This is a genomic window from Paraburkholderia silviterrae (assembly GCF_004353915.1).
Taxonomy (GTDB): domain Bacteria; phylum Pseudomonadota; class Gammaproteobacteria; order Burkholderiales; family Burkholderiaceae; genus Paraburkholderia; species Paraburkholderia silviterrae.
In genome coordinates, this window is sequence record NZ_SMRP01000045.1 from 1 (window position 1) to 21169 (window position 21169).

Here is a 21169-nt window from a genome sequence, read left to right on the forward strand (position 1 = left end):
ACCGGTCGCTCACTCAAAGCTGACAGGAATTTGAATAAATTCAAAAACCTGACTTACTTTCGTGTGAGACTCTTGATACTTTCGCTACTCCCAACCCGTTCCGAAGAACCGGTCAGGCCGCTGAATCCATCAAGCGCCCACACTTATCGGCTGTAAATTTTTAAAGAGCAATTCGTCTTAATCGCTTCGTTTTCGTTCGCAGCGATCAGCGAAGGAGGCGAATTATGAAGACCCCAGAACGACCCGTCAAGGGATTTTGAAATATTTATTTCTGGGGTCGCTACGCTGAATGTGACGGTTACCTACTGAAGAAGTGGCACCCAACGAATGACGCGCGGTTCAGCCCCTGCGCGGCGTCTGTGACGGAAGCTCGCCAAACAGGTCCCGATACTCGCGGGCGAAGTAGCTGGGATGGGTAAAGCCCCATTGCGCGGCGGCATCTCCCACCATGAGCTCGTCCTGGCTCGTCGAGCGCAGGAGACGACGCACGCCGTTCAGGCGCATCGCCCGCAGATATTCGACAGGCGTGACGTTCGCCACGCGCTGAAAGCTGGTCTGCAGCGTGCGGCGGCTGCAACGCAGCGCCACGCAAAGATCGAGAACGGTCTGCGGTTCCTCTGCGCGCTCACTAAGCATGCGCTCGCTGCGCCGGACGATTTCCGCGTAGGTCGAGTGCGTGACATCGCGCTTTCCCGCACTATCGCGATCGAAGAGCTCAAGCAGCATGCTGAGGATTTCGTCCCTGAAACGCTTGCTGGCCACGGGGTTTTCGAATGCTTCAGGCTGCTGTTGAAAAGCATCGAGGAAGCGGGCCAGTTCGACCGCCACGCGTTCGCCCTCCCCACAGGCGACCGGCACGACATTGCGCGCGAGCAGCGCCTCGGCCTTGTCGCCCAGTATGGCGGCAGCGTGGGTGTGCATGTCGGCGGCGGGAATGCTGACGCCCAGATAATGCAGCGTTTCAGGCGTGTAGAAGCGAAACTCCTCGGCCGAGCCGAGCAGCCAGAGCGCGTAGCCGTCGAGCCTGCATCCCTGGAAGGTCCCCGATACCGGGCGCTGGAAAGGCAACGCGAGCGAAGAAAACCCAACGGGTGCAACACCGGATTGCGCGACACTGCGGTTCGTCGTTTCGCGGAAGAACAGGAAATCGGGCGTCTGTGCCTGCATGACCGTGCTTTCGAAGCGGCCCGGAGTGAGCTGGCTATAGACCTGCTCCCACCCATTCACCGCCAGCGAATGGTCATGCACATCGGACATCGACCGAACCCTGAATTCCATCTTTTCCAATCTCCGCCCGCCCGATTCGCGCCTGCCGGCAAGCGTCGCCCAGAAACGCGCCATGCCGTGTTTTTATTCTAACTTTCCTGTTTCGCGCGAGCGAGATTGAATTGAGCGCCTGCTCCCGCCAATAACAGGCCCTAATGCGCAATGCAAACGGACTTCGTCTCCGTGAAGTTTTCGACCGCGCCATTGCCGAATTCTCGGCCCATGCCCGATTGCTTCATGCCGCCGAAGGGCATGCCCGGATCGAGCGGCACGTGGGGATTCACCCACACGGTGCCGGCGTCGATCTCGCGCACGAGGTTCATGGCGGCGCGCAGGTCGTTCGTCCACAAGCTGGCCGCGAGACCGTATGGCGAATCGTTGGCAAGCCGCAGCGCATGTTCGGCGTCGTCGAACGGCACGAGTGCCAGCACCGGTCCGAACACTTCTTCGCGAACGATCGAGGCATCCGCGGGCACATCCGCGATAACCGTCGGGCACACATAGTAACCCGGGCCAGCCACGCGCTCGCCTCACGCAAGCAAGGTGAGCCCGCCAGCCCACTGCGGTCAGGAGCGGCAGCCACAGATCGCCCCAGAACGCCCGGAACAGCGCAGAAAAAGAGCCATACGCCACACGCTGACGCCGGGTCTGCCAGTCTGGTCGCTCGATGATCAGATGTGATGCCGATGCAGGAGGCAAATCCATCATGATTTGGTACTCACATCGTGTTCATGTGCAGCCGCGGTGGGTGTCTGCACCGATTGCCATGCCTTCGTCGTATTGCGAATCCAGCCGCAGCGCGACGCCGATCCGCATCAGGCAGGTCACACCGATCGCCACGCCGTTCCAGCCCGGCAAAATGGCTCGTTACAGAAACAACGCACCGATCAGCTCGGTGCGGCTCGAGACCCCGAGCTTGCGGAACATCCGCAGCAAGTGGGTCTTGACCGTGGGCTGGGACAGTTCGAGGTCGCGCGCAATCGCCTTGTTGGACAGGCCGTTTCGCACCAGCCGCGCGATCTGCTCCTCGCGCTGCGTGAGACGCGGCGCGGCGCACGCAGCGTGCGGCGGAGCGTGGGTTGCGTGGGTTGCAGATGGCGCGGCGTGCAGCGCGGGCTCGCGGCGCCACGTGGGCGCCAGTGCCAACTCGAGCAGCGGCTGGAGCCGGTTCGCGTGCGCGATCTCGGCTTCGCTGAACGGCGCGTCGGGTGCAAAGCGCAGCAGCGAGAACGCGGCGGCCACGCGGCCCTGCTCGCGCAGCAGCACTTCCATCACGTCGATCACGCTGTAAGGCTTCAGAAAGCGCCTCCAGTAGACCGATGCGTCGCGCAGTGTCTCCGGCAGCTCGCCGCCGAGCGTCAGCACGTTGCCGTGCTGCTGCGCGCAGCGCGACGGATGCATGGGGTCGAGCACGCAATAGCGTTGCAGCCATGTCCGGTGCATCGTCTCCGCAAGGCCGAACAACTCGAAGCCCGACGGCTCATGGTTGGCGCCGATGCGGTAGAAGACCGTCGCGCCCGGGCGCAAGAAGCCCGCCAGCGTGGCGACAGCCGTCTCGAGCGCGGCGCGGCTTTCCGTATCCGTATGCATGGCCGGACCTCCAGTTGCGTGTCGACAGTCGTTCGATGCTACGCACGAACCTTCGCAGCGCGTGAGCCCTAATCGGCAAATGCCGCACGCCGTGTCATCACGGCTCGTCGTCGCGCCTTGTCATCCTTTTGCCCGATAGGCCGCCGCGCGCGCGTTGCCTATGCTCGCCCCACGTTCACCGAGACACTCAGGAGGCACCGGCATGACCCCCAACTCCACGCGCGGCATGGGCCAGCTCCGAATGGGCCTGCCCGAAATGGGCCAGCCCGACGCAGGCCACCGAGGCACAGGCCACGTCGTCATCACCGGCGCCGGCACCGGCATTGGCGAAGCCTGCGCGCGCCTGTTCGCAGCCCAGGGCGCGCGCGTCGCGCTGATCGGACGGCGGCGCGCGCCGCTCGAGCGCGTCGCCGCCGAGACCGGCGGCCTCGTGCTCGAAGGCGATGCCGCGAGCCCCGCCGACTGGGCGCGCATCGCGGCGCAACTGGACGCGCAAGGCGGCATCGGCGCCCTGATCGCCTGCGCGGGCGGTCTCGGCGCCGGCCGCGCCACCGAGACCGACGACTCCGCATGGGCCGCCGCGATGCGCGCGAACCTGGACACCGCGTTCGTGAGCGCGCGCGCGTGCCTGCCGCAACTGATCGCGCGCCGCGGCGCGATCGTGCTGGTCGCGTCGATCGCATCGCTCGCGGCGGGGCCAGCCGTGTGCGGCTACACGACGGCCAAGCACGCGCTCATCGGCCTCACGCGCTCGCTTGCGCGCGACTACGGTCCGCACGGCGTGCGCGTGAATGCCGTCTGCCCCGGCTGGGTCCGCACACCGATGGCCGACGAAGAGATGCAGCCGCTCATCGCGCACCACGGCGACACGCTCGACGAAGCCTATGCGCGCGTCTGCGCCGATGTGCCGTTGCGGCGCGCCGCGCGTGCCGACGAAATCGCCAGCGTCTGCGCGTTTCTCGCCTCGCCCGCTGCATCGATCGTGACCGGGGCGACCATCGTCGCGGACGGCGGCTCGTCGATCGTCGATGTCCCCACGCTGGCCTTCGACCGGATCTAAGGCACCGGGTAGCGGCGGAAAGCGCCGGAGAACGCCGGAGAACGCCGGAGAGCGCTGGAGAGCACTAGAGGGCACTAGAGAGCGTCAGAAGGCGGCCTGCGGGCCGCCCTCTCCCTTTCAGGCGGCGTGCCCGCCGCGCAAGCACCGGATCACTTCACGCGAACGCGGCCGACGCCTCGGGCAGCGTCGCGCCGCCGTCCACCACGATCGTCTGCCCCGTCACATAGGCGGCATGCTCCGACGCCAGATACAGCATCGCGCCGGCGATATCGTGCGGCTCGCCAAGGCGCCCGAGCGGCACCGCATTGGCGATGCGCGCGCTCAGCGCCGCGTCGCCGAGCTTGTTCATCGCGGGGGTGCGGATCATGCCGGGCTCGACGCCGTTGACCGTGATCCGGTGCGGCGCCAGTTCGAGCGCCGCCGCGCGGATAAAGCCGTTCACGCCAGCCTTGGACGCCGCGTAATGGGCGAGCCCCGGGTACGCCACGCGCGGCCCCGTCACGGACGACGTGACGAGCACGCGCCCGCCGCCGCGGCGCACGAACGCGGGCGTGGCGGCCTGCGCGAGCCAGAAGAGCGCAGCCAGATTGACGGCGAGCGTGCGCGCCAGCACGGCCGGCGTGATCGCATCGAACGGCGTGAGCGGAAAGTACGCGGCGTTGTGCACGAGCACGTCGAGCCGGCCGAAGTCGGCCTCCACGCGCCGGACCAGGTCCACGGCGGCGTCGTGTTCCGCAAGATCGACGTCGTAGGCACGATGCACCGCCTCCGCTTGCCCGGCTGGCGCGGCAGGCAAGCGTTCGTGCACGAGCCATTCGCGCGCGGCTTGCGCGTGGAGGTCGGCAACGGCCACGTTCGCACCGCGCCGCGCAAACGCCTCGACGATGCCGCGCCCGATGCCCTGCGCGCCGCCCGTCACGAGCACCGTGCGGCCTGCGAAATCGGCCGGGAAATCGCGCGGGAAATCGCCCGACAAATGCGGCGCGCCTGTCATGACGGATGCCGCGTCACGTTGAGCACCTGTGCATGTGCACCCACCGGGAAATTCGAGAGCGCATCGAAGCGGCTGCCCTGGTAGCCGAATATCTTGCCGTCGGTCTTCATGCGTTCGAGGTCGATCATCACCACGCCAAGCGTGGGCACGATCTTCTCGCGCCACACGAACAGATAGAGCTTCGCGTCGATGCCGATCATGTGGCAACGGTCCACGTCGGCGAGCCCCGCTTCCACACCCGAGAGGCATTGCCACGCGTAGAAGTTCTCGTTCAGATAGATGTGCTCGTAGCGTTCGGTCGCGCTATAGGTGTAGAGGTTGCGCATGCCGATGAGCTCGCGCGTGGGTGCATGAAGCGGCGCTTGCGCCGTGCCCTGCGCGCCGATGCGGCCGTGGCGCAGCTGGACCTGCACGCCCGTGAGCTCCATACCGTGCTCGACGCGCGTGAAGGCGTCGATACGCGTTTGCGCTTCGCTCGGCAAGGTGCCGATCACGGCCGTGCACAATTGCCTGTTCAAGTCGAGCACATAGCTCGTGGCGGCCGCGCGCGGCTTGCCTTCGTCGTCGAGCAGACGCTCATCGGCGCCCAGGTAGTCGACGAAATAAATGCCGTCGCGCACCGAGGTCACGCGGCACGCATGCCGCTCGCGCGGCTGTGCCGGGTTGGCCGACCTGCCCAACCTGGCCGAGCTGGCCGAGCTGGCCGAGCTGGCCGAGCTGGTTGATTCAGCCGCGCCCGCGAGCGCACGCTCGACTTCGACGCTCTGGGCTCCCGCGAAATACAGCGTGTCCGCGGTGCCGTCCGCGTAGTGCAGCGCGAACGTGCGGCCTTCGAGGTCGCTCACGGGTTGAAGAATATGGCTCGCCGGCGCAAAGCCTTCGGCAAGCGCGCCGACCTGAATGAATACGGGTTCGGACATGATGGGCTGGACTCCTGACTGGCTCGTTGAACGGGCACGCCACGCCGTTCGCCATGGGCGAAGGCGGCGCGTCCCTCACTCTACGAAGACAGCCTCGCGCGCGGCATCGACCAGAAGGATGACAAGCCGCGCGCCTTCGGCGGCCCCAGCCATCTCGTTCGCCCCCCGGCTCTAGAAAGGCGGCGCGCAAGCGACGGCCTCCGCGAAGCAGTCGATCAGATAGTCACAGGCCGCGGTGTTGAGCGCATCGCGCCGCGAGATGATGCCGACCGAGACGCGCGGCAAGCGCTCCTCCACCGGCAAGGCGACGACGCGATCGTTGAACCATGCGGCTTCGAGAAAGCTCTTTGGGCAGCACGAGAGCAGATCGCTATTGGACGACAGCGAAAAGCTCGCGCTAAACGAGCTGCATTCGATCACCACGCGCGGCGCCGCGGCGCCCGCGCTCACGAAATAGTCCTGCAATACGCGCCCGAGGCTCTCCGGCGTCGTATTGAGCATCCACTCGGCGCCGGCCAGATCGAAGATGGAGCGCGCCTGCGCGAGCGGATGCCCCTTGCGCGCCGAGATAATCAGCTCCGCTTCGAGGAGCGGCCGGAACTGGAATTCGCCGGTGATCTTCTCCTCGTCGACGATCGCGATGGCGAAGTCGAGTGTGCCGTCGCGCACGCCCGCCATGGCCTGTGTCAGGAACCCCTCCTGCACCGAGAGACGCGTCGTCGACATGCGCTGCCTGAACGTGCGGATCGCGCGCGGCAGATACTTCAGCGACATCAGCGGCGTGACCGCGCACGACACCACCCCGCCCTCCATGCCCGACAGGCGGTAGACGTCCTCGCGCGCATGCTGCATCTCCGCGAGGATCAGCTTCGCGCGCGCGTAGATGGCCCGGCCGAATGGCGTGAGCTGCGCGCCGCGCGCATTGCGCGCGACGAGCGGCACGCCGAGATCCTGCTCGAACTCCCGTATGGCCTTCGTGAGCGCCGGTTGCGACAGGCACAGCGTTTTGGCGGCAGCACGCAGGCTGCCGTGTTCGGCAATCGCAACGAGTGCGCGCAGCTGGTTGTGTTTCAAGGGCGGGCCCCCGCGTTCGTCTGGTGAGTGGCAGATGCCGGGCGATGCTACATCGGGTGAACCCGCATGGCCATGAGGCTTAGCCCGGATCGCCGCGGGCAGGCGACGGTCCTGCGATAACCCGGTGTTATCACAATAAGAAAAAGCAACTCGGTGCCTTTATTTTGTCTCCCTAGACTCTTCCTGTCGTGAAGCGCGCCTGCGCCAATCTCGCGACATCGCGCCAATGGCGGCGCAGTGCCGTCCAGACGAACGTTTCACTCAAGACAGGGATGCCGTTCATGAAGTCAACGTCAATCAGCACCGCTGCACCCGGCACGCTTGCCGCGCCAACCGCCATCTCGACGCGCGGCCTGATCGTCGCCACGACGATCGGCAACGCCTTCGAATTCTTCGATCTCACGGTCTATAGCTTCTTTGCCGTGCTGCTCGGCAAGCTGTTCTTCCCGCTCGCCTCGGCGCAGCAGCAATTGCTGCTCTCGGTCGGCACATTCGGTGTGGGCTTCGTCGCGCGGCCTTTGGGCGGCGTGATGTTCGGCCTGCTCGCGGACCGCTTCGGGCGCGTGGTCGCGATGAACCTGACGCTGCTCACGATGGCGCTCGGCACCGCACTGATCGGCCTCACGCCCACCTACGCAAGCATCGGCATCGCGGCGCCCATTCTTGTTCTGGCCGCCCGACTGCTGCAAGGCTTTTCCGCGGGCGGCGAAGTTGGCGTGGCCACGACGCTGCTTGCGGAGCGCGCGAGCGCGAGCCGGCGTGGCTTCATCACGAGCTGGCAATTCGCGAGCCAGGGCGCCGCGGCTCTCGCCGGCTCGTTCGTCGGCTTCCTGCTTTCGCACTTTCTCGACACGGCCGCGCTCGAAAGCTGGGGCTGGCGCCTGCCGTTCCTCGCCGGCGTGCTGATCGCGCCGCTCGGCCTCTATTTGCGCGCGCGCATCGGCCACGAGGAGTCCGGCGCCAACGTCCATGCGCGGGCCGGCCACGGGGCCCACAAGCAGCAAGGCGTGCTGCGCACCGTGCTCACGCGCGACGCGATGCAGTTGCTCTTCGCGCTCATGCTCGTGATCGGCGGGACCTCCGCGCGCTTCATCGTCCTCTATTACATGTCCACGTACGCGATCAAGTTCCTGCACCTGCCGATGGACACCGCCATGTGGTGCGGCATTCTCTCGGGCGCCGTGATGCTGGTCGTCTCGCCCATCGGCGGCCTCATGTCGGACCGCTTCGGCCGCAAACGCGTGACCGGCTACTCGCGAGCCGCGTTGACGCTGCTGATACTGCCGGGTTTCCTCGCGATCAGTCACGCGGGCTCGGTCGCGACGCTCTATCTCGTCGTTTGCGCACTCGCGGCGCTGCACTCCATCAACGCGGGCGCCACGGGCCCGTTGCTCCCCGAGCTGTTTCCGCGCAGCACGCGCGCCACGGGGCTTTCGCTTTCGTATGCGGCGGGCGTGTCGATCTTCGGCGGCTTCGCGCAATTCTTCGTGACCTGGCTCATTGGCGCGACCGGCAACCCGAACGCACCCGCGTGGTACGTGATCGTGTGCGGAGTGATTTCGCTGGTCCCGCTCGCGTTCATCGCGGATCGCACCCGCGAGGAAATCTAATTGTTAAAGCAACGATATCGCGCTCGCCGATTCGATTAGCTTCGCACCTGTATAACCTTTAATCTGAACGCCCTACCATGTACGACACGTCGCCGATCTTCCCCCCCGCCGTTTCATCCGATTCGTTATGCGAAGCTTCTGCGGTGACGCTGCTGGACCTGCAGCGCAAACGCGAAGTCAGCGCCGCCGAGATACTGGACGCCCATCTCGCGCGCATCGAGGCCGTCAATCCACGCGTGAACGCGCTCGTGACGATTCCGGACACCGAGAGCCTGCGCGAGCGTGCGCGCGCGATCGATGCGCGCTGGGCGCAAGGCGAATGGCAAGGCCCGCTGCACGGTCTGCCCGTATCGCAGAAGGACCTGACGGCCACAGGCGGCGTGCGCACGACGTTCGGATCGAAAGCGTTCGAGCACCACGTGCCCGAGCACAGCGCGCTGATCGTCCGGCGCTGCGACGCGGCGGGCGCGCTCATGATCGGCAAATCGAATACGCCTGAATTCGGCGCGGGCTCGCATACGTTCAACGAGGTATTCGGCACGACGCGCAACCCGTGGGATTTGAGCAAGTCCGCGGGCGGCAGCAGCGGCGGCGCGGCCGCGTCCGTTGCGTGCGGCATGAATCCGCTCGCCTGCGGCAGCGACATGGGCGGCTCGCTGCGCAATCCGGCGGCGTGGAATGGCGTCGTGGGCCTGCGGCCGTCGCCAGGACGCGTGCCGCGCGCGCCGGACCTCAACGCATGGACGACGCTAGGCGTCGATGGCCCGATGGCGCGCAACGTCGAGGACACCGCGCTGCTGCTGAGCGCGATTGCCGGGCCGAGCGCAGAGACGGCCACCGAGCTCGGCGAGCCGGGCGCGCTGTTCTCACGCCCCTTGCAGCGCGATTTCCGCGGTATGCGCGTGGCGTTTTCCTCCGGACTTGCCGGCGTGCCCGTGGACCCGGAGATCCAGCGCACCGTCCAGGCCCAGGCGAGCGTTTTCGAGTCGCTCGGCTGCGAGGTCGTGTTTGCCGACCCCGATCTCGCCGATGCCGAAGACGTTTTCAGAATCGAGCGCGCCTGGATGATCGGCACGCTCGTGCAGCAGCTCGACCCACAGTGTCAGGCGCTGCTCAAGCCCGAGATCGAGGACGAATGCCGGCTGCACCGCTCGCTGAGCGGCGCGGACCTCGGCCAGATGTTCGTGCGCAAGACCGCGCTCTTCCAGCGCATGCGCGAGTTCATGAACCAGCACCCGTTCTACGTGCTGCCCGCCACGCAAATGCTGCCGTTCGACGCCGGTTTGCGCTGGCCCCAGTCGTTCATGGGGCAGACCCATACGTCGTATATCGACTGGATGCGCATCTGCTGGTATCTGTCCTCGACCGAATCGCCCGTGCTCGCCGTGCCCTGCGGATTCAGCGCGACGGGCCTGCCCATCGGCATGCAGATCGCCGGGCGCTTTCGCGACGACTGGGGCGTGCTGCAACTCGGCCATGCCTATGAGAAGGCGGCAGCACATCGCCAAGCGCGCCCGAGCGTGATCGGCGCCTGAGCTTGCCGCGCGCTGTCGCGCCCTTCTGGCGACATCGGCATCCCCCGCATTACCGCCGGCGGCCCTCACACGGCCGCCTGGCCCCTTGCGCCCGCGCTGCGCGGTGCGCCCTCGCTTCTCGCAACTCCAACCTGAGCGTCAGACCACATGAAAAAAGCGCTACTCGCAGTTTGTGCCGCCATGGCCGCGCCCGCATGCGTGCACGCACAAAGCTCCGTCACGCTGTACGGCATCATCGACGAGGGCATCAGCTACTTCAGCAACGCGGCCACGGCCAATCCCGGCGGCGGCGTCTCCGGGCACAGCGCAGTGCGTCTTTTGAGCGGCGTGATGCAGCAAAGCCGCTGGGGGCTGCGAGGCTCCGAAGACCTGGGCGGCGGCTTCAAGACGATCTTCGTGCTCGAGAACGGCTTCGACGCGAGCACCGGCAAGCTGGGCCAGGGCGGCTTGCTGTTCGGCAAGAAGGCCTATGTGGGGATTGCTTCGCCGTACGGAACGATCACGCTCGGCCGGCAGTACGACACCAATGTCGATATTCTCGGCACGATGGAAGCCGGTGGCCAATGGGGCGGCTATATGGTCGCGCATCCGGGCGACCTCGATAACATCAACAACACCAACTCGACCAACAACGCCATCAAGTTCACGAGCAACACTTATGCGGGCGTCACGGTCGAGGGCATGTTCAGTCCCGGCGGCGTCGCGGGCGACTTCGCGCGCAACCGGATCTGGTCGGTGACGGCGGGATACGCGAACGGCTCGCTTGCACTCGGGGCAGGCTATCTGGACGTCGAGAACCCGAACACCTCGTTCTTCGGCAGCGGCGGGAGTCCCGCGGCCGTTGTCAACGGCGTGCCTGGCAGCAATATGGTCTCGCCTGTCTATTCGGGTTATGCGTCCGCGAAATCGCTGGCGGTGGCCGACGCGGCGGCGGCCTATACGATCAGCTCGGCGACGCTGGGCGTCGTTTACTCGAATACGCGCTTTCGCGATCTGGGCGATCTTTCGTCGGGGCCTAATCCACGTGGTCTGAATGGAACGGCGACCTTCAATAATGTCGAAGTCAATTTCCGTTATCAGTTCACACCGGCGCTCCTTTGGGGGGCCGCGTACGACTATACCCGCGGCGGCTCGACGGGCGGGCAAGGCGGCGCGTCGTATAACCAGTTCGCTACGGGGGTCGATTATCTTCTTTCGAAGCGTACCGATGTGTATCTGATTGGGGTCTATCAGAAGGCTTCAGGGACGGATTCGACAGGGCATGCCGCCGTGGCGGCAATCAACGGGCCCTCGGCGTCCGCCGACGAGAAGCAGGCAGTCGTTCGTGTCGGGCTCAGGCATAAGTTCTGAGTGAGTGTTTTGGTGGGGCGATCAGGGTTTTTTGTCGTGGCTCATGGGGTGTTGGCTTTTCCTTGTTTTCATGTCGGTCTATTAGCGTTGCCCCTGTGCGGGGCGGCACTAATAGACCGACGCGAATACAAGCAAAGGCCAACACCCCAAACCCCGCACCAAAGCAAGCTAGCTATGTCCGCTGACGACCCTGCTATATTAGCGCGTAAATTGCCCAACCCAGCGGGAGCGTGCTGTCATGAGCGCACAGCGGATCAGGAATCTCTCCATATGGCTCTCACTCATGGCGCTCGCGCTGTTGGGCCTCTCGTTCGGCGTGCCGGCATGGGCCGACGATAACGCGGCCGCGCTCAGGGCCACGTACGATACGCTCGTGCCACAGCTCAATTCGAATGTATTCCAGCGCCCGATCCATCTGGACTCGGAAGAATCGCAGAACACGCTCAAGGGGGATATTTACGCCGTCGTCGATTACCCGTTCGCAACCGTCAACAGCGCATTCAACGACCCCAAACAAGGGCCCGCGAACTGGTGCGAAGTGCTGATCCTGCATCTGAACACGAAGTACTGCCATGCCACGACAGGCAGCAACGGCGCGATCATCAGCATGAACGTCGGCAGGAAAACGGAACAGGAACTCGGTGACACGTTCCGCGTGCAGTTCAATTACCGCTCGGTGACCACGAGTCCTGGCTACTTCGAGGTCGACCTGAGCGCGGCGAAGGGACCGCTCAGCACGAAGGACTACCGCATCGTGCTCGAAGCCGTCGATATCGGCAAAGGGCGCACGTTCCTGCACCTGACGTATTCGTATGGATTCGGCACGGCAGGACGCATTGCGATGAAAACCTATCTCGCGACCATAGGCAGCGCGAAAGTGGGCTTCACGAAGGCGCCGGACGGCGATTACATCGGCGGTGTGCGCGGCCTCGTCGAGCGCAATACCATGCGTTATTACCTCTCCATCGACGCCTTTCTGGGTTCGCTCGCCGTTCCCGCCGACAAACGCGCCGATCAGCGCTTTGCGACATGGTTCGATGCAACGGAGCAGTACCCACGACAGTTGCATGAGCTGGATCGGTCGGAGTATCTGCAGATGAAGAAGAACGAGTACCAGCGCCAGCAAACGGTGCAATAGACGGGCCTGTCAACGCCGCCCAGGGCCATGCAACGGGCAACGTCCGCTGCATCATGGCGATCTGCCGCGTACTTCGCGAAGGTCCGGATAATTGCGTCGACAGGCAAACCCCTCGCGCTACACGGCCTCCTTGACGATGGCGATCCCTCCAACCGTCATGCCATCCGGAATACCTAGCACGCCGTCGCGACGGATATCCCTGAGGCTGCGCTCGAGCGCAGCCTCGCCAAAGCCTGCACCGCTCAGCCCCAGCGCGGCTAGCGCATCGTTCAGGCGCTTTGCGTCGAAGATCTCGCGGCGCATGCCGTCCTCGAAGCGGTCCGGTCCGGCCGCGTAGTCGAAGGTGAGAATCAGCAGGCCGCCTGGCTTGAGCACGCGCAGCGCCTCCTTCAGCGCGTATTGCTTGTAGACGATGTGCTCGACGACCGACACGCTCAGCACCACGTCGAAGCTCGCGTCCTCGGCGGGCAGGTTGTAGAGCGACGCGAACTGCGCGCCAATCCGCTCGCGCGCCGCCCACGCGAGAAACCGCCGCTCGACGCGCTCGTCGCCGCCGGCGTCCCACAGGTAGTCGATATCGTAGAGATGAACGCGATGCCCGCGCGCCGCGAGATACGGCGTGAGCGCGCCGCGCCCGCCGCCGATGTCGGCGATCGCGAGATTGCAGCGGTTCGCGCCGAAGCGCTCCTCGATGCGCCGCTCGACGTAGAGATACTCCCACTGCTTGGACGCATGAATGTAGAGGCCGACGTCCTCGCGCCGCGCATGCGCGGTGATCGGCACCGGCGCGATGTCGAGTTGCGTGAAGAGCTGGTCGAGCACTGCGGCGCGCTGCGTGTGCAGCGCGCTGTCGTAGAGCCGCGCGTCGACGAGCGTGTGGCGCGGCCGCTCGGCCCGGCGTGCCGTGAGCGCGGGCAGCGCGCAGCGCTCGACGTACTCCGGCGCCACCGCCGCCATGCAGGCCGGTTGCGCGAGGCCGCGCGGACATTGCGCGAGCCATTCGGGGGTCGACCACCAGCAGCCGCCGCACGATCCCGCCGACAAGTTGATATTGCCCGGATAACCGAAATAGGACCCGAGCGTCGGCCCGAACAGCGCGACGGATTGCGTGTGCAGCGCGCTCGCCATATGCACGAGGCCCGAATCGGTGTCGATGTGCAATAGCGCATGCTTGATGACCCACGCCACTTCATGCAGATCGGTACGCTGCACGAGATCGACGTCGGTCCCGGGTATATGCCGGCTCTTGTTGCCGCCCACCTGAACGAGACGCAGGTCCGGCACGCTCGCCCGCAGGCAGTCGACCAGGCGCGCCCAGTGTTCGAGCGGCCAGCATTTGGTGGCCTGGCCGGGCGCCGGGCCTTGCAGGTTGTCGAAGCCGTCGTGCAGGGTAACGTAGGGCGTGCCTGCCCCCGCCAGCAGCTTGTCGGCGAGCGCGATGCGGTTGGGGTCGGGCGCGAGGAACGTGGCAGTGGACGCGTCGATCGGCAAATTTCCAAGAAAGCCCAGATTGGCGACGACGTTGCGCCCGGCCTGCGCGGACAAGCGCCCCCAGAGGCCGTCGAGCAGCGGGTGGCGGTCGAACAAGCCGCGGTATTGCGCGAGGCGCTTGTCCGCTTCGTCGGCGATATTCAGGAGCGCGGGGCTCAGGCGTTCGACCTCGTCGCGCTTCAGGATTTCATAGCGCACGAACTGCGCGACGAAGATCACCGCGTGATAGGCATGGCGCGCGTCGCGCAGCGCGGAATCGGCATAGACGCCCTTCACGAAGCGCGCAGCGTTGAAGACGAAGCGCGCCACGTCCGGCGTGTGGTAGTACACGTCGATGCGCGGATACCCCGCCGCAATGAAGAGTTGCTGCACGAACCGGCCAGACACGATCACGTCGCCCAATCCGCCGCACAGGTAGATCGCCACGGAAAGCTCGCGTTCGTTTGCAGAGGCCATCGCACCGCTCCTTAGGATCGCTATGCATACACCGGCTTTTCCGCGCGCTGCGGCAAGGCATCGATCGCTCCGCCGGCAAAATACAGCTCGATCGCGCGAATCACGTCGCCGATGCTGATCATGTCCATGCAGCGCGGCAGAGCGCCCACCGTGTCGACGCACAGATGCTCGACGCGGTCTTGCGGCGAGCCGTCGCCGAGCGCGCGCACGCGCGACTTCCAGCAGCCGCCGTCGTCGCAGCATCGCAGGGCGCCCGCGCGATGCAGGAACTGGTGATGCGGATACGCCTCCCAGTGCGGCGGCTCGCGCCCTCCCGCGACGACCACGCATGGCCGGTTCTTCGGCATGCCCGGCCGCACCTCGACGGCCGCCGCGAGATGCATCAGCAGCGTGACGGGACACAGCACGCCCTGGGCGTGATGCACGAGTCGCACCAGTTGGCGCAAATCCGTCTTGCCCCGCAAGTCGATCACATTGCGCAGCAACGGATGCTCGTGGCCGCCCTCGCCCACCTGGACGAACGCGATCTTGCCGGCGAAGTGATCGACCACCGCCTGATAGCGCTCATGCGCCCACCACTTGATGGTGAAGTCGCGCTTGCCGCCCGCCACGACGATCCAGAACGGCATGGGCCAATGCACGATCTCCTCGACCTGCGAGATCCACTGCTTTTCGCGCGGCGCAAGGTGAATGTCGCCGCAAAAGCGCGTCGGGCGAATCGCAAGGCCAAGCCTCGCGTTGAGGTAGTCGATAAAGCCATGCAGAAAGTGATACGGCGTGTGGTTGCTCTGGTGAATCAGCGGATAGTGGCAGTCGAGCACTTCGACATCGCGCTCTTGCTCGCCAAGCGGTGTGATGTGCGGGTTGTGCTCCCAGAGCGCGGGGCATGGCGTGCGCACGTCGATGGCGAATTCGCCCGGATAGGCGGCGTGCAGATCGCGCACGGCGGCCGTCAGCATCACGATGTCGCCCGGCGACTGGAAGTTGCGCAGGATGAGTTTTCTCATGAAGGACCCCGTTCGACGCCGTGGTGCATCGCGCGCGTCAGTTGTCGGTGTCGCCGTACCACGGCTTCCTGCCGAGGCTCGGGTTGAACGGCTGGCCGCGCTTGCGGATGTCCTTGTGATGCAGCCGCCACTCGGTGCGCTCGACGTCGACCACGGTCCTCAGCGTCAATCCGTTGCGCACGCGGCGCATCTTGTACGTGAACGCGTCCGGGCGCGGGGTCCGCTTGCGCGCTTCTGCAATAGCGTCGGCTTCGGTCGGCGGATTTTCCGCCAGAAGCTCGAATGGCGTGCCCTTGGACTTGTTGATGGGCACGTATCCGAAGGCCGTCTTGTTGCCCTCGACGTGCGACTTGTCGAACTTGAAGTCCTTGGCCGGCATGTCGGGCTGCGTCTGTTTCAGGTACGCCATTTCCTGGCCGGGCGCCGGAATGACGTTGTCGACGATGATCTCGGTGACCTTGTCGTCGACGCGCTCGAGCCCTGGCTCCATGCGCTTCCAGTCGGTCACGAAGCCATACTCGGGCTTCGCCTCGATGCGCTTGAGCGCCTCCTTGTCGGCCAATTTGCTCTTGCCGGGTTCTTCGTAGTACGGATCGGCGAGCGACTCGACGCCGCCGCCGTAGTGCTGGGCATGGGTTGGCGCAATCACGCGCACGTTGCCGCCCAGCGCCTTTTGCACTTCGCCGAGCATCTCAACGCTGCGGCCCAGATTGCAGCCGCGTATCAGCACATTGGTCCAGGCGCCGACAAGCTCCTTGTCGGCTCTCGGGAGCGCGCCCTTGTCGCCAGGGTCTCTGGCATTGGCGCCCTTGAGCTCCGAGTACGGCAGCAAGGGTCTATTCGGATCTTTGGTCGCGATGCGTTCCCTCACCTCGTCTTCGGTCATCACGAACTGGAGCGTGCCGTCCGCATTCGCGTGCGACACGATAATCAGATTCGCGACCGGCTTGCCGACGCTGTTGACGTGCTCGATGATGCCTTCGAAGCTGCGCACATCATCGAACATCGTGGCCTTGGGATACTCCTTCTTGAAAAATATTTTGGCCTCCTTGAAGAACTGGTTCGATTGGTTGTCGTCCTCGCCCATGATGAACACGATGTCGATGCCGCCTCGCGCGGTGGCGACAAGGCCAATCTGCTTTTCGAGCTCGGCCGCGACCTGCTCGACCTTGCCTTGCGCGACTTGCTTGAGCGCATCGTCGCCCGCAACGAGGGTGCCGCTCGCATGCGTCCCCTTGCCCTCCAGTTGCACCGATACGCCCTTGATCGACTTGTCGTAGTGACTGCCGCTCAGCTCGAAGTGCATGTCGAGGTGGCGGCTGTTCACGATTCTCCACATCACCTCGTGCACGCCGAACTCGGGTTTGCCCGATGCGAGCGCGCGCTTGGCCATCGCGGCCACGGCGGCGTCCTCCTGACTGATTTCGGCCAGCTCGTCGGGGTCGGTCGGCTTGCGCTGCACGCGAGGAGACCCCGCCTGCTGTGCGACGTGAACGAGCTCGTGCGCAAGCAAATGCCGCCCCTGCGCCGTATGCGGCGCGAACTGCCCCGCGCCGAACACGATGTTCGGGCCGAAGGTGTACGCCTGTGCGCTCAGGCCCTGCGCGCTCCGTGCGGCGGCCGCGCCGTTGTGGATGCGCACGGCGGAGAAGTCGAAGCCGATGCGCCGCTCCATGTCCGCACGCACGCCAGCCGCGAGCGGCGCGCCGGTGCCGGCGAGCGCGGGATCGAGCGCCGCATGTGCCGCATCTTCCGCATGCGCCGCGTGTGAGATCGAGGACTCGCCGTCGCGCGGCCCCGCACGCGAGACGGGCTGCGCCGGCTCGCCCGTGTAGCCAGGCCCGGACATCGCGTGTGCCGCGATGCGCTCGGCTTGCGCTTCAAGCGCATCGTCGCGCTTCTCGCCGCGCGAGGGTCCGGCGGCGTACGCGGGGCGTCGTGCCTCGCTTACGCCTGGACGTTTCCGATCAGCAAACATGACGGCGCCTCGACGGGAACCTGGGTCGCCTCGAGCACGTTGTCGGCCACGAGCCACTGCGTTGGGCGCCGCACCGGCAGCAGGTACATCTGCGGCTCGGGCCCCGCGACCGTGTTGTAATGCCCCGGCGAGGCCACGACGGTAACGCGCACGCCGGTCTGAAAGTGCGTCAAATGATTGTGGCGAACGATGAGCCGCTTGCCCGCATAGCCGAACACGCGGATGCCGTCGGCCTCGATGTCCGACTGCGCAGCGACCGTGAATGTCGCGCGATTGTTCTCGATCAGCAGCGAGGCCGCATTGCCGACGAAGACCGCGTAGCGCGCGGCCGCATGGCCGAGCACGGGATCGATCAGCACCTGGATCTCGTTGTCGCGGATCGTCACGGCGCTGGCCGTATCGGCTGGCGTCGCAGGCTTGGTCTCGCGGTGGCTCAAGCCCACCGCGACGCCCTGCATGAAGCCGTCGATCGTATTGCGGCTCACGTTCAAATCGCTGCACGCACGGCCGCCGACGACGATGCCTGCGCGCGCCGACGAGACCTGGGTGTTCTCGAAGTAGCGCAAGATATTCTGGAATCCCGAGAATTGGGCTTGTGCTGTGGCATTCGTGAGCAGCGTCGAGGCGGCCGCCTTGACGTACTTGAGCAGATCGCTGTTCGAGGCGAATTCCTTCGGCGCGTTGGTATCGACGTAGGTCTGCCAGACGTTCTTCAACTGTGCGGGCGTGTTGAAGCTGATCGTCGTCTTGCCGACGCTCACCTGTGTGTTGGGTAGCCGCGCGATGGTGCGCACGGGCGGCGCGGCGGCGGCCGATGAGGACGAGGACCCGGCGGCTGCCGTTGCGGGGGCCGCCGACGAGGATGAGGATCCGGCGGCTGCCGATGCGGCGGCCGCCACCGCGCCGGCCACAGCCGTCGTTGTGACGCTGACCGGAATCGACGCTGTGGAGGCGATCGATGCGGCGGCCGCGGCTGTCGATACGGGTACGGTTGGCGCGACGGGTCTAACGGGTGCGGCTGGCGTCACGGGCGCTGCCGGGGCCGCCGAGGTAGCACCGGCCGCAAGCCCCGGGAGGGACACGTGCGGCGCGGAGACATCGGCAGCGAGGGGCCCCGCGGCGGTAGCGGGCGCGGGCGTGGCGGCCGGGGTGGCAGGCGCGGCCGGGGCCGCCGGGGCAGCTCCCGCCGCGAGCCCTGGAAGGGACACGTGCGGCGCGGCGAGGTCTGCAGCGAGGGGCCGCGCCGCCGGCGCGACGGGTGCAGCCGGAGCGGCAAGAGCGGCAGGAGCGGCAGGAGCGGCAGGAGCAGCTGGAGCAGCGGGTGCGGCGGCAGGCGCGGGCGCAGCGGCAGGTCCAGGCGCAGCGGCAGGTGCAGGCGCAGCGGCGGGTGCAGGCGCAACTGCAGGCATAGCCGCAGCAGCAGGCGCAAGCGCAACTGCAGGTGCCGCAGCAGCACCCGGCGCAACCGCCACCGCCTTCGCCGCGGCAGTCGCCGCACCGCCTATCAGCACGCGCTCGACGAGCTTGCGGTACAAGGGATTCTGCAGCGCGATCTGGAACGTCGGCGGCTTCGTGCTACTGCCGATCAACTCATTGCCCTCCACGAACGCCTTCTGCACGTGCACGAGCATGATCCCGTACTGCATCTGCCCGACCGTGAAGCGCGAGTTCATCACGCGCACGGTGCCCGCGCCGGTCGCGGCGTTGGCCGCCGTGATCGTGTTGCGCACCGTGAGGCACGCCGCGCCCGAGCTGAGCGCCCCCGCGCAGGCAAGCGTCACCGTCTCGACGTTCACCTCGCCGCAGTCGTCGAATTCGAGTGCGCCGCCAATGTGCTTCGTCGTGGCGTCGACCGGCGTGTCCGCGCGCGTGGCGGTGACGCTCAGGTCGCGCACGCTCACGCTCGCGCAGTTCGCGAAGCGCAGCACCGCTTCGAGCTTCTGTCCGACGATCTTCGTGCCCGCTCCCGCGCCTGTCACCTTCACGTTGCCAGTCGTTGCGATCACAACCGTCTGCGAGGTGTCGAACTCGCCGGCCGCGAAGCAGATTTCCGCGTCGGCAGCCGGCTGGTTCGCGAACAGTGCGGCAAGCTGGGCGGTCCAGTTCGCGTTGGGCTCCAGCGTGATGGTGCAGGGACATTGCGAGAGGTCGAGCCCGGTCAGCGGCGGGAAGAACAGCCGGCAGTCGACCACGGCGCTCGCGCCCTGCGGCGGCTGGAACAGGTAGCCATCGTATGCGACGATGCCGAGCTTGCAGTAGTGGTGAACGATGCCGCGCGGCGGCTGCGGCACGGGATTGCCCGACGCATCGGCGGGCCACTCGATGGTGCCAGCCGCCTGCTGCGCCGTGGCCGTGCGCGCCGGCACGACCCAGTAGTCGCCCACCGCGAATGCGCCGTTCGAGAACTGCACCTGCACGCCGTTTTCCAGATCGATGGGCGTGCCGTCGGCAATCGCGACGCCCGTCGCCCCTGCGTTCTGCGTCTGGTCCCAGCGCCGCAGCTTGGGATGCAGCGAGAGGTGCACCGGCTGTGAGGGCGCGTTCTGCAGCGTGACGGTCATCTGCGCGTCGCTGGTGGTCGCGACCTGCAACAGCTCGCCGTGGCCGTAGAGGAATTCCGCGCGGTCGTCCGTCAACTCGACCCAGTCGCCGGGCGCGAGGCCCAGCGACGCATCGCGCCCGGTCGAGCTCACGTAGAGGGTCTTGCCGCTCACGGTGCCCGTCGCGCTCTGGCCCGGCGCCGGCATCACGCCGAACACCACCGAGCCGTTCTCGCGCGACCACTTGAAGGTCGCGGTGCCATAGCCGCCAGCCGTTTCGATCTCGACGCGATACAGCTGGTTTTCGAGGCTCCGGTAGCCGCTCTCGGGCGGCAGCGTGCACGGCGCGGGGGCAGTCGGCGGCGCGGCCGTTTGCGCGCTCAGCATGCCCTGATTCGTGCGCTGCGGCCACGGCGGCGGGATCGCGGCGCATGCGGGCGACATGCCATAGTGGCCCGTGTCGATCATGCCTAGCCGCACCTGCCAGACCACCTGCGTGCGCAGGCACGTGTCCGGCCCGCCCAGCGCGATCTCCTGAATCGATGGATCGTCGATGGGCGTGATGACGCGCTCCCACACGTCGAGATACACGGCGTAGACGCCCGCGCCCGCCAGCCCGGTGGGGCCGGCGTCGCCCGCGAGCGGCAAGCAGGGCTGCGTGAGCAGCGTCGTGTCCGCGTCGTTGACGACGAGGATGCCGTCGACATAGATGCGCCCGTGCGCAATCGTGAGGTCGTTGCCGGGCAGCGGCGTATAGCCGGACGCACTGCTGCTGGACTGGCCGCTCGCCGACGACGTGCCGCTCAAGCTGCTCAAGCTGCCCAAACTACTCAAGCTACTCAAACTGCTTAAGCTGCTCACGCTGCTGAAACTGCTGAAGCTCCCGAGGCTGCTCGAACTCGTCGAAGCGGCAATGCCTATCGCAAAGCCGCCGGTGTAGCCCGCGGCCAGCGATGTTTCCGGCACGCCGGCGGGGCCGATCACATCGGACAGGGTCCGCTCGCTGGTGGCGAGATCGATCGAGACCTGCTCGTTCTCGTCTGCGTCCAGCACGACGCGGCCCTGCTGATGCAGCACGCGGCGGTAGTGCTTGCGCGCATCGAACGTGTCGCGACTCCGGTCGGCCTTCATGGCGCTCTCCTCGTCACTGTTGACCTGGG

General features: G+C 66.2%; 15 protein-coding genes and 1 pseudogene. 5 read left to right on the forward strand and 11 right to left on the reverse strand.

Going from position 1 to position 21169, the window contains the following annotated elements; genetic code table 11:
- Positions 1-339: 339 nt before the first annotated feature.
- From EYW47_RS37925 to EYW47_RS37935, 4 genes and pseudogenes are all read right to left on the reverse strand, one after another.
- The gene (locus EYW47_RS37925; protein WP_133199938.1) at positions 340-1278 is read right to left on the reverse strand and encodes a helix-turn-helix domain-containing protein; all 939 of its coding nucleotides are present in this window, start codon (positions 1276-1278) and stop codon (positions 340-342) included.
- Positions 1279-1418: 140 nt separating this feature from the next.
- Positions 1419-1778, reverse strand: a pseudogene (locus tag EYW47_RS37930) (aldehyde dehydrogenase family protein); the annotation flags it as partial.
- A gap of 217 nt (positions 1779-1995) precedes the next feature.
- On the reverse strand, positions 1996-2124 hold the full coding sequence (locus EYW47_RS42535; protein ID WP_276322982.1) for a hypothetical protein: 129 nt from the start codon (positions 2122-2124) through the stop codon (positions 1996-1998).
- 9 nt (positions 2125-2133) lie between these two features.
- A complete protein-coding gene (locus tag EYW47_RS37935) occupies positions 2134-2856 on the reverse strand; it encodes a helix-turn-helix transcriptional regulator (protein WP_133199939.1) in 723 nt (240 codons plus the stop codon).
- A 256-nt stretch (positions 2857-3112) separates the two neighbouring features.
- On the opposite strand from EYW47_RS37935, the gene EYW47_RS37940 reads away from it, so the two are divergent.
- Entirely contained in the window at positions 3113-3916 is an 804-nt protein-coding gene (locus EYW47_RS37940; protein ID WP_133199969.1) for an SDR family NAD(P)-dependent oxidoreductase, read from the forward strand.
- A gap of 154 nt (positions 3917-4070) precedes the next feature.
- On the opposite strand, the gene EYW47_RS37945 is transcribed toward EYW47_RS37940, so the two are convergent.
- The 3 genes from EYW47_RS37945 to EYW47_RS37955 form a co-directional block, all read right to left on the reverse strand.
- On the reverse strand, positions 4071-4910 hold the full coding sequence (locus tag EYW47_RS37945) for an SDR family oxidoreductase (RefSeq protein ID WP_133199940.1): 840 nt from the start codon (positions 4908-4910) through the stop codon (positions 4071-4073).
- Positions 4907-5833 carry a MoaF C-terminal domain-containing protein gene (locus EYW47_RS37950; protein ID WP_133199941.1) on the reverse strand — a complete coding sequence of 309 codons (927 nt, stop codon included), beginning with the start codon at positions 5831-5833 and terminating at the stop codon, positions 4907-4909. Before EYW47_RS37950 ends, EYW47_RS37945 begins: the two co-directional genes overlap by 4 nt.
- 168 nt (positions 5834-6001) lie before the next feature.
- A complete protein-coding gene (locus EYW47_RS37955) occupies positions 6002-6904 on the reverse strand; it encodes a LysR substrate-binding domain-containing protein (protein WP_133199942.1) in 903 nt (300 codons plus the stop codon).
- Positions 6905-7185: 281 nt separating this feature from the next.
- Here EYW47_RS37955 and EYW47_RS37960 point away from each other — a divergent pair, with 281 nt between their 5' ends.
- The 4 genes from EYW47_RS37960 to EYW47_RS37975 all read left to right on the forward strand — a co-directional run bounded on the left by EYW47_RS37960 (position 7186) and on the right by EYW47_RS37975 (position 12537).
- Positions 7186-8514, forward strand: coding sequence for an MFS transporter (locus EYW47_RS37960; RefSeq protein ID WP_133199943.1), 1329 nt, complete (start codon positions 7186-7188; stop codon positions 8512-8514).
- Positions 8515-8591: 77 nt separating this feature from the next.
- Positions 8592-10049 carry an amidase gene (locus tag EYW47_RS37965; protein WP_133199944.1) on the forward strand — a complete coding sequence of 486 codons (1458 nt, stop codon included), beginning with the start codon at positions 8592-8594 and terminating at the stop codon, positions 10047-10049.
- A 147-nt stretch (positions 10050-10196) separates the two neighbouring features.
- Positions 10197-11399, forward strand: a complete 1203-nt coding sequence (locus EYW47_RS37970; RefSeq protein WP_133199945.1) for a porin — start codon at positions 10197-10199, stop codon at positions 11397-11399.
- 238 nt (positions 11400-11637) lie between these two features.
- The gene (locus EYW47_RS37975; RefSeq protein WP_133199946.1) at positions 11638-12537 is read left to right on the forward strand and encodes a hypothetical protein; all 900 of its coding nucleotides are present in this window, start codon (positions 11638-11640) and stop codon (positions 12535-12537) included.
- Positions 12538-12654: 117 nt separating this feature from the next.
- On the opposite strand, the gene EYW47_RS37980 is transcribed toward EYW47_RS37975, so the two are convergent.
- The 4 genes from EYW47_RS37980 to EYW47_RS37995 are packed head-to-tail and all read right to left on the reverse strand — an operon-like array spanning position 12655 to position 21140.
- Complete coding sequence (locus EYW47_RS37980; RefSeq protein WP_133199947.1) at positions 12655-14484, reverse strand: methyltransferase domain-containing protein; 1830 nt, start codon at positions 14482-14484, stop codon at positions 12655-12657.
- A 20-nt stretch (positions 14485-14504) separates the two neighbouring features.
- Positions 14505-15491 (reverse strand): glycosyltransferase family 9 protein, encoded by a 987-nt coding sequence (locus EYW47_RS37985; protein ID WP_133199948.1) that lies wholly within the window; start codon positions 15489-15491, stop codon positions 14505-14507.
- Positions 15492-15528: 37 nt separating this feature from the next.
- A complete protein-coding gene (locus EYW47_RS37990; protein WP_205710229.1) occupies positions 15529-17469 on the reverse strand; it encodes an eCIS core domain-containing protein in 1941 nt (646 codons plus the stop codon).
- The gene (locus EYW47_RS37995) at positions 17439-21140 is read right to left on the reverse strand and encodes a DUF6519 domain-containing protein (RefSeq protein ID WP_165976799.1); all 3702 of its coding nucleotides are present in this window, start codon (positions 21138-21140) and stop codon (positions 17439-17441) included. The genes EYW47_RS37990 and EYW47_RS37995 overlap by 31 nt, the downstream gene beginning before the upstream one ends.
- Between the last annotated feature and the right edge of the window lie 29 nt (positions 21141-21169).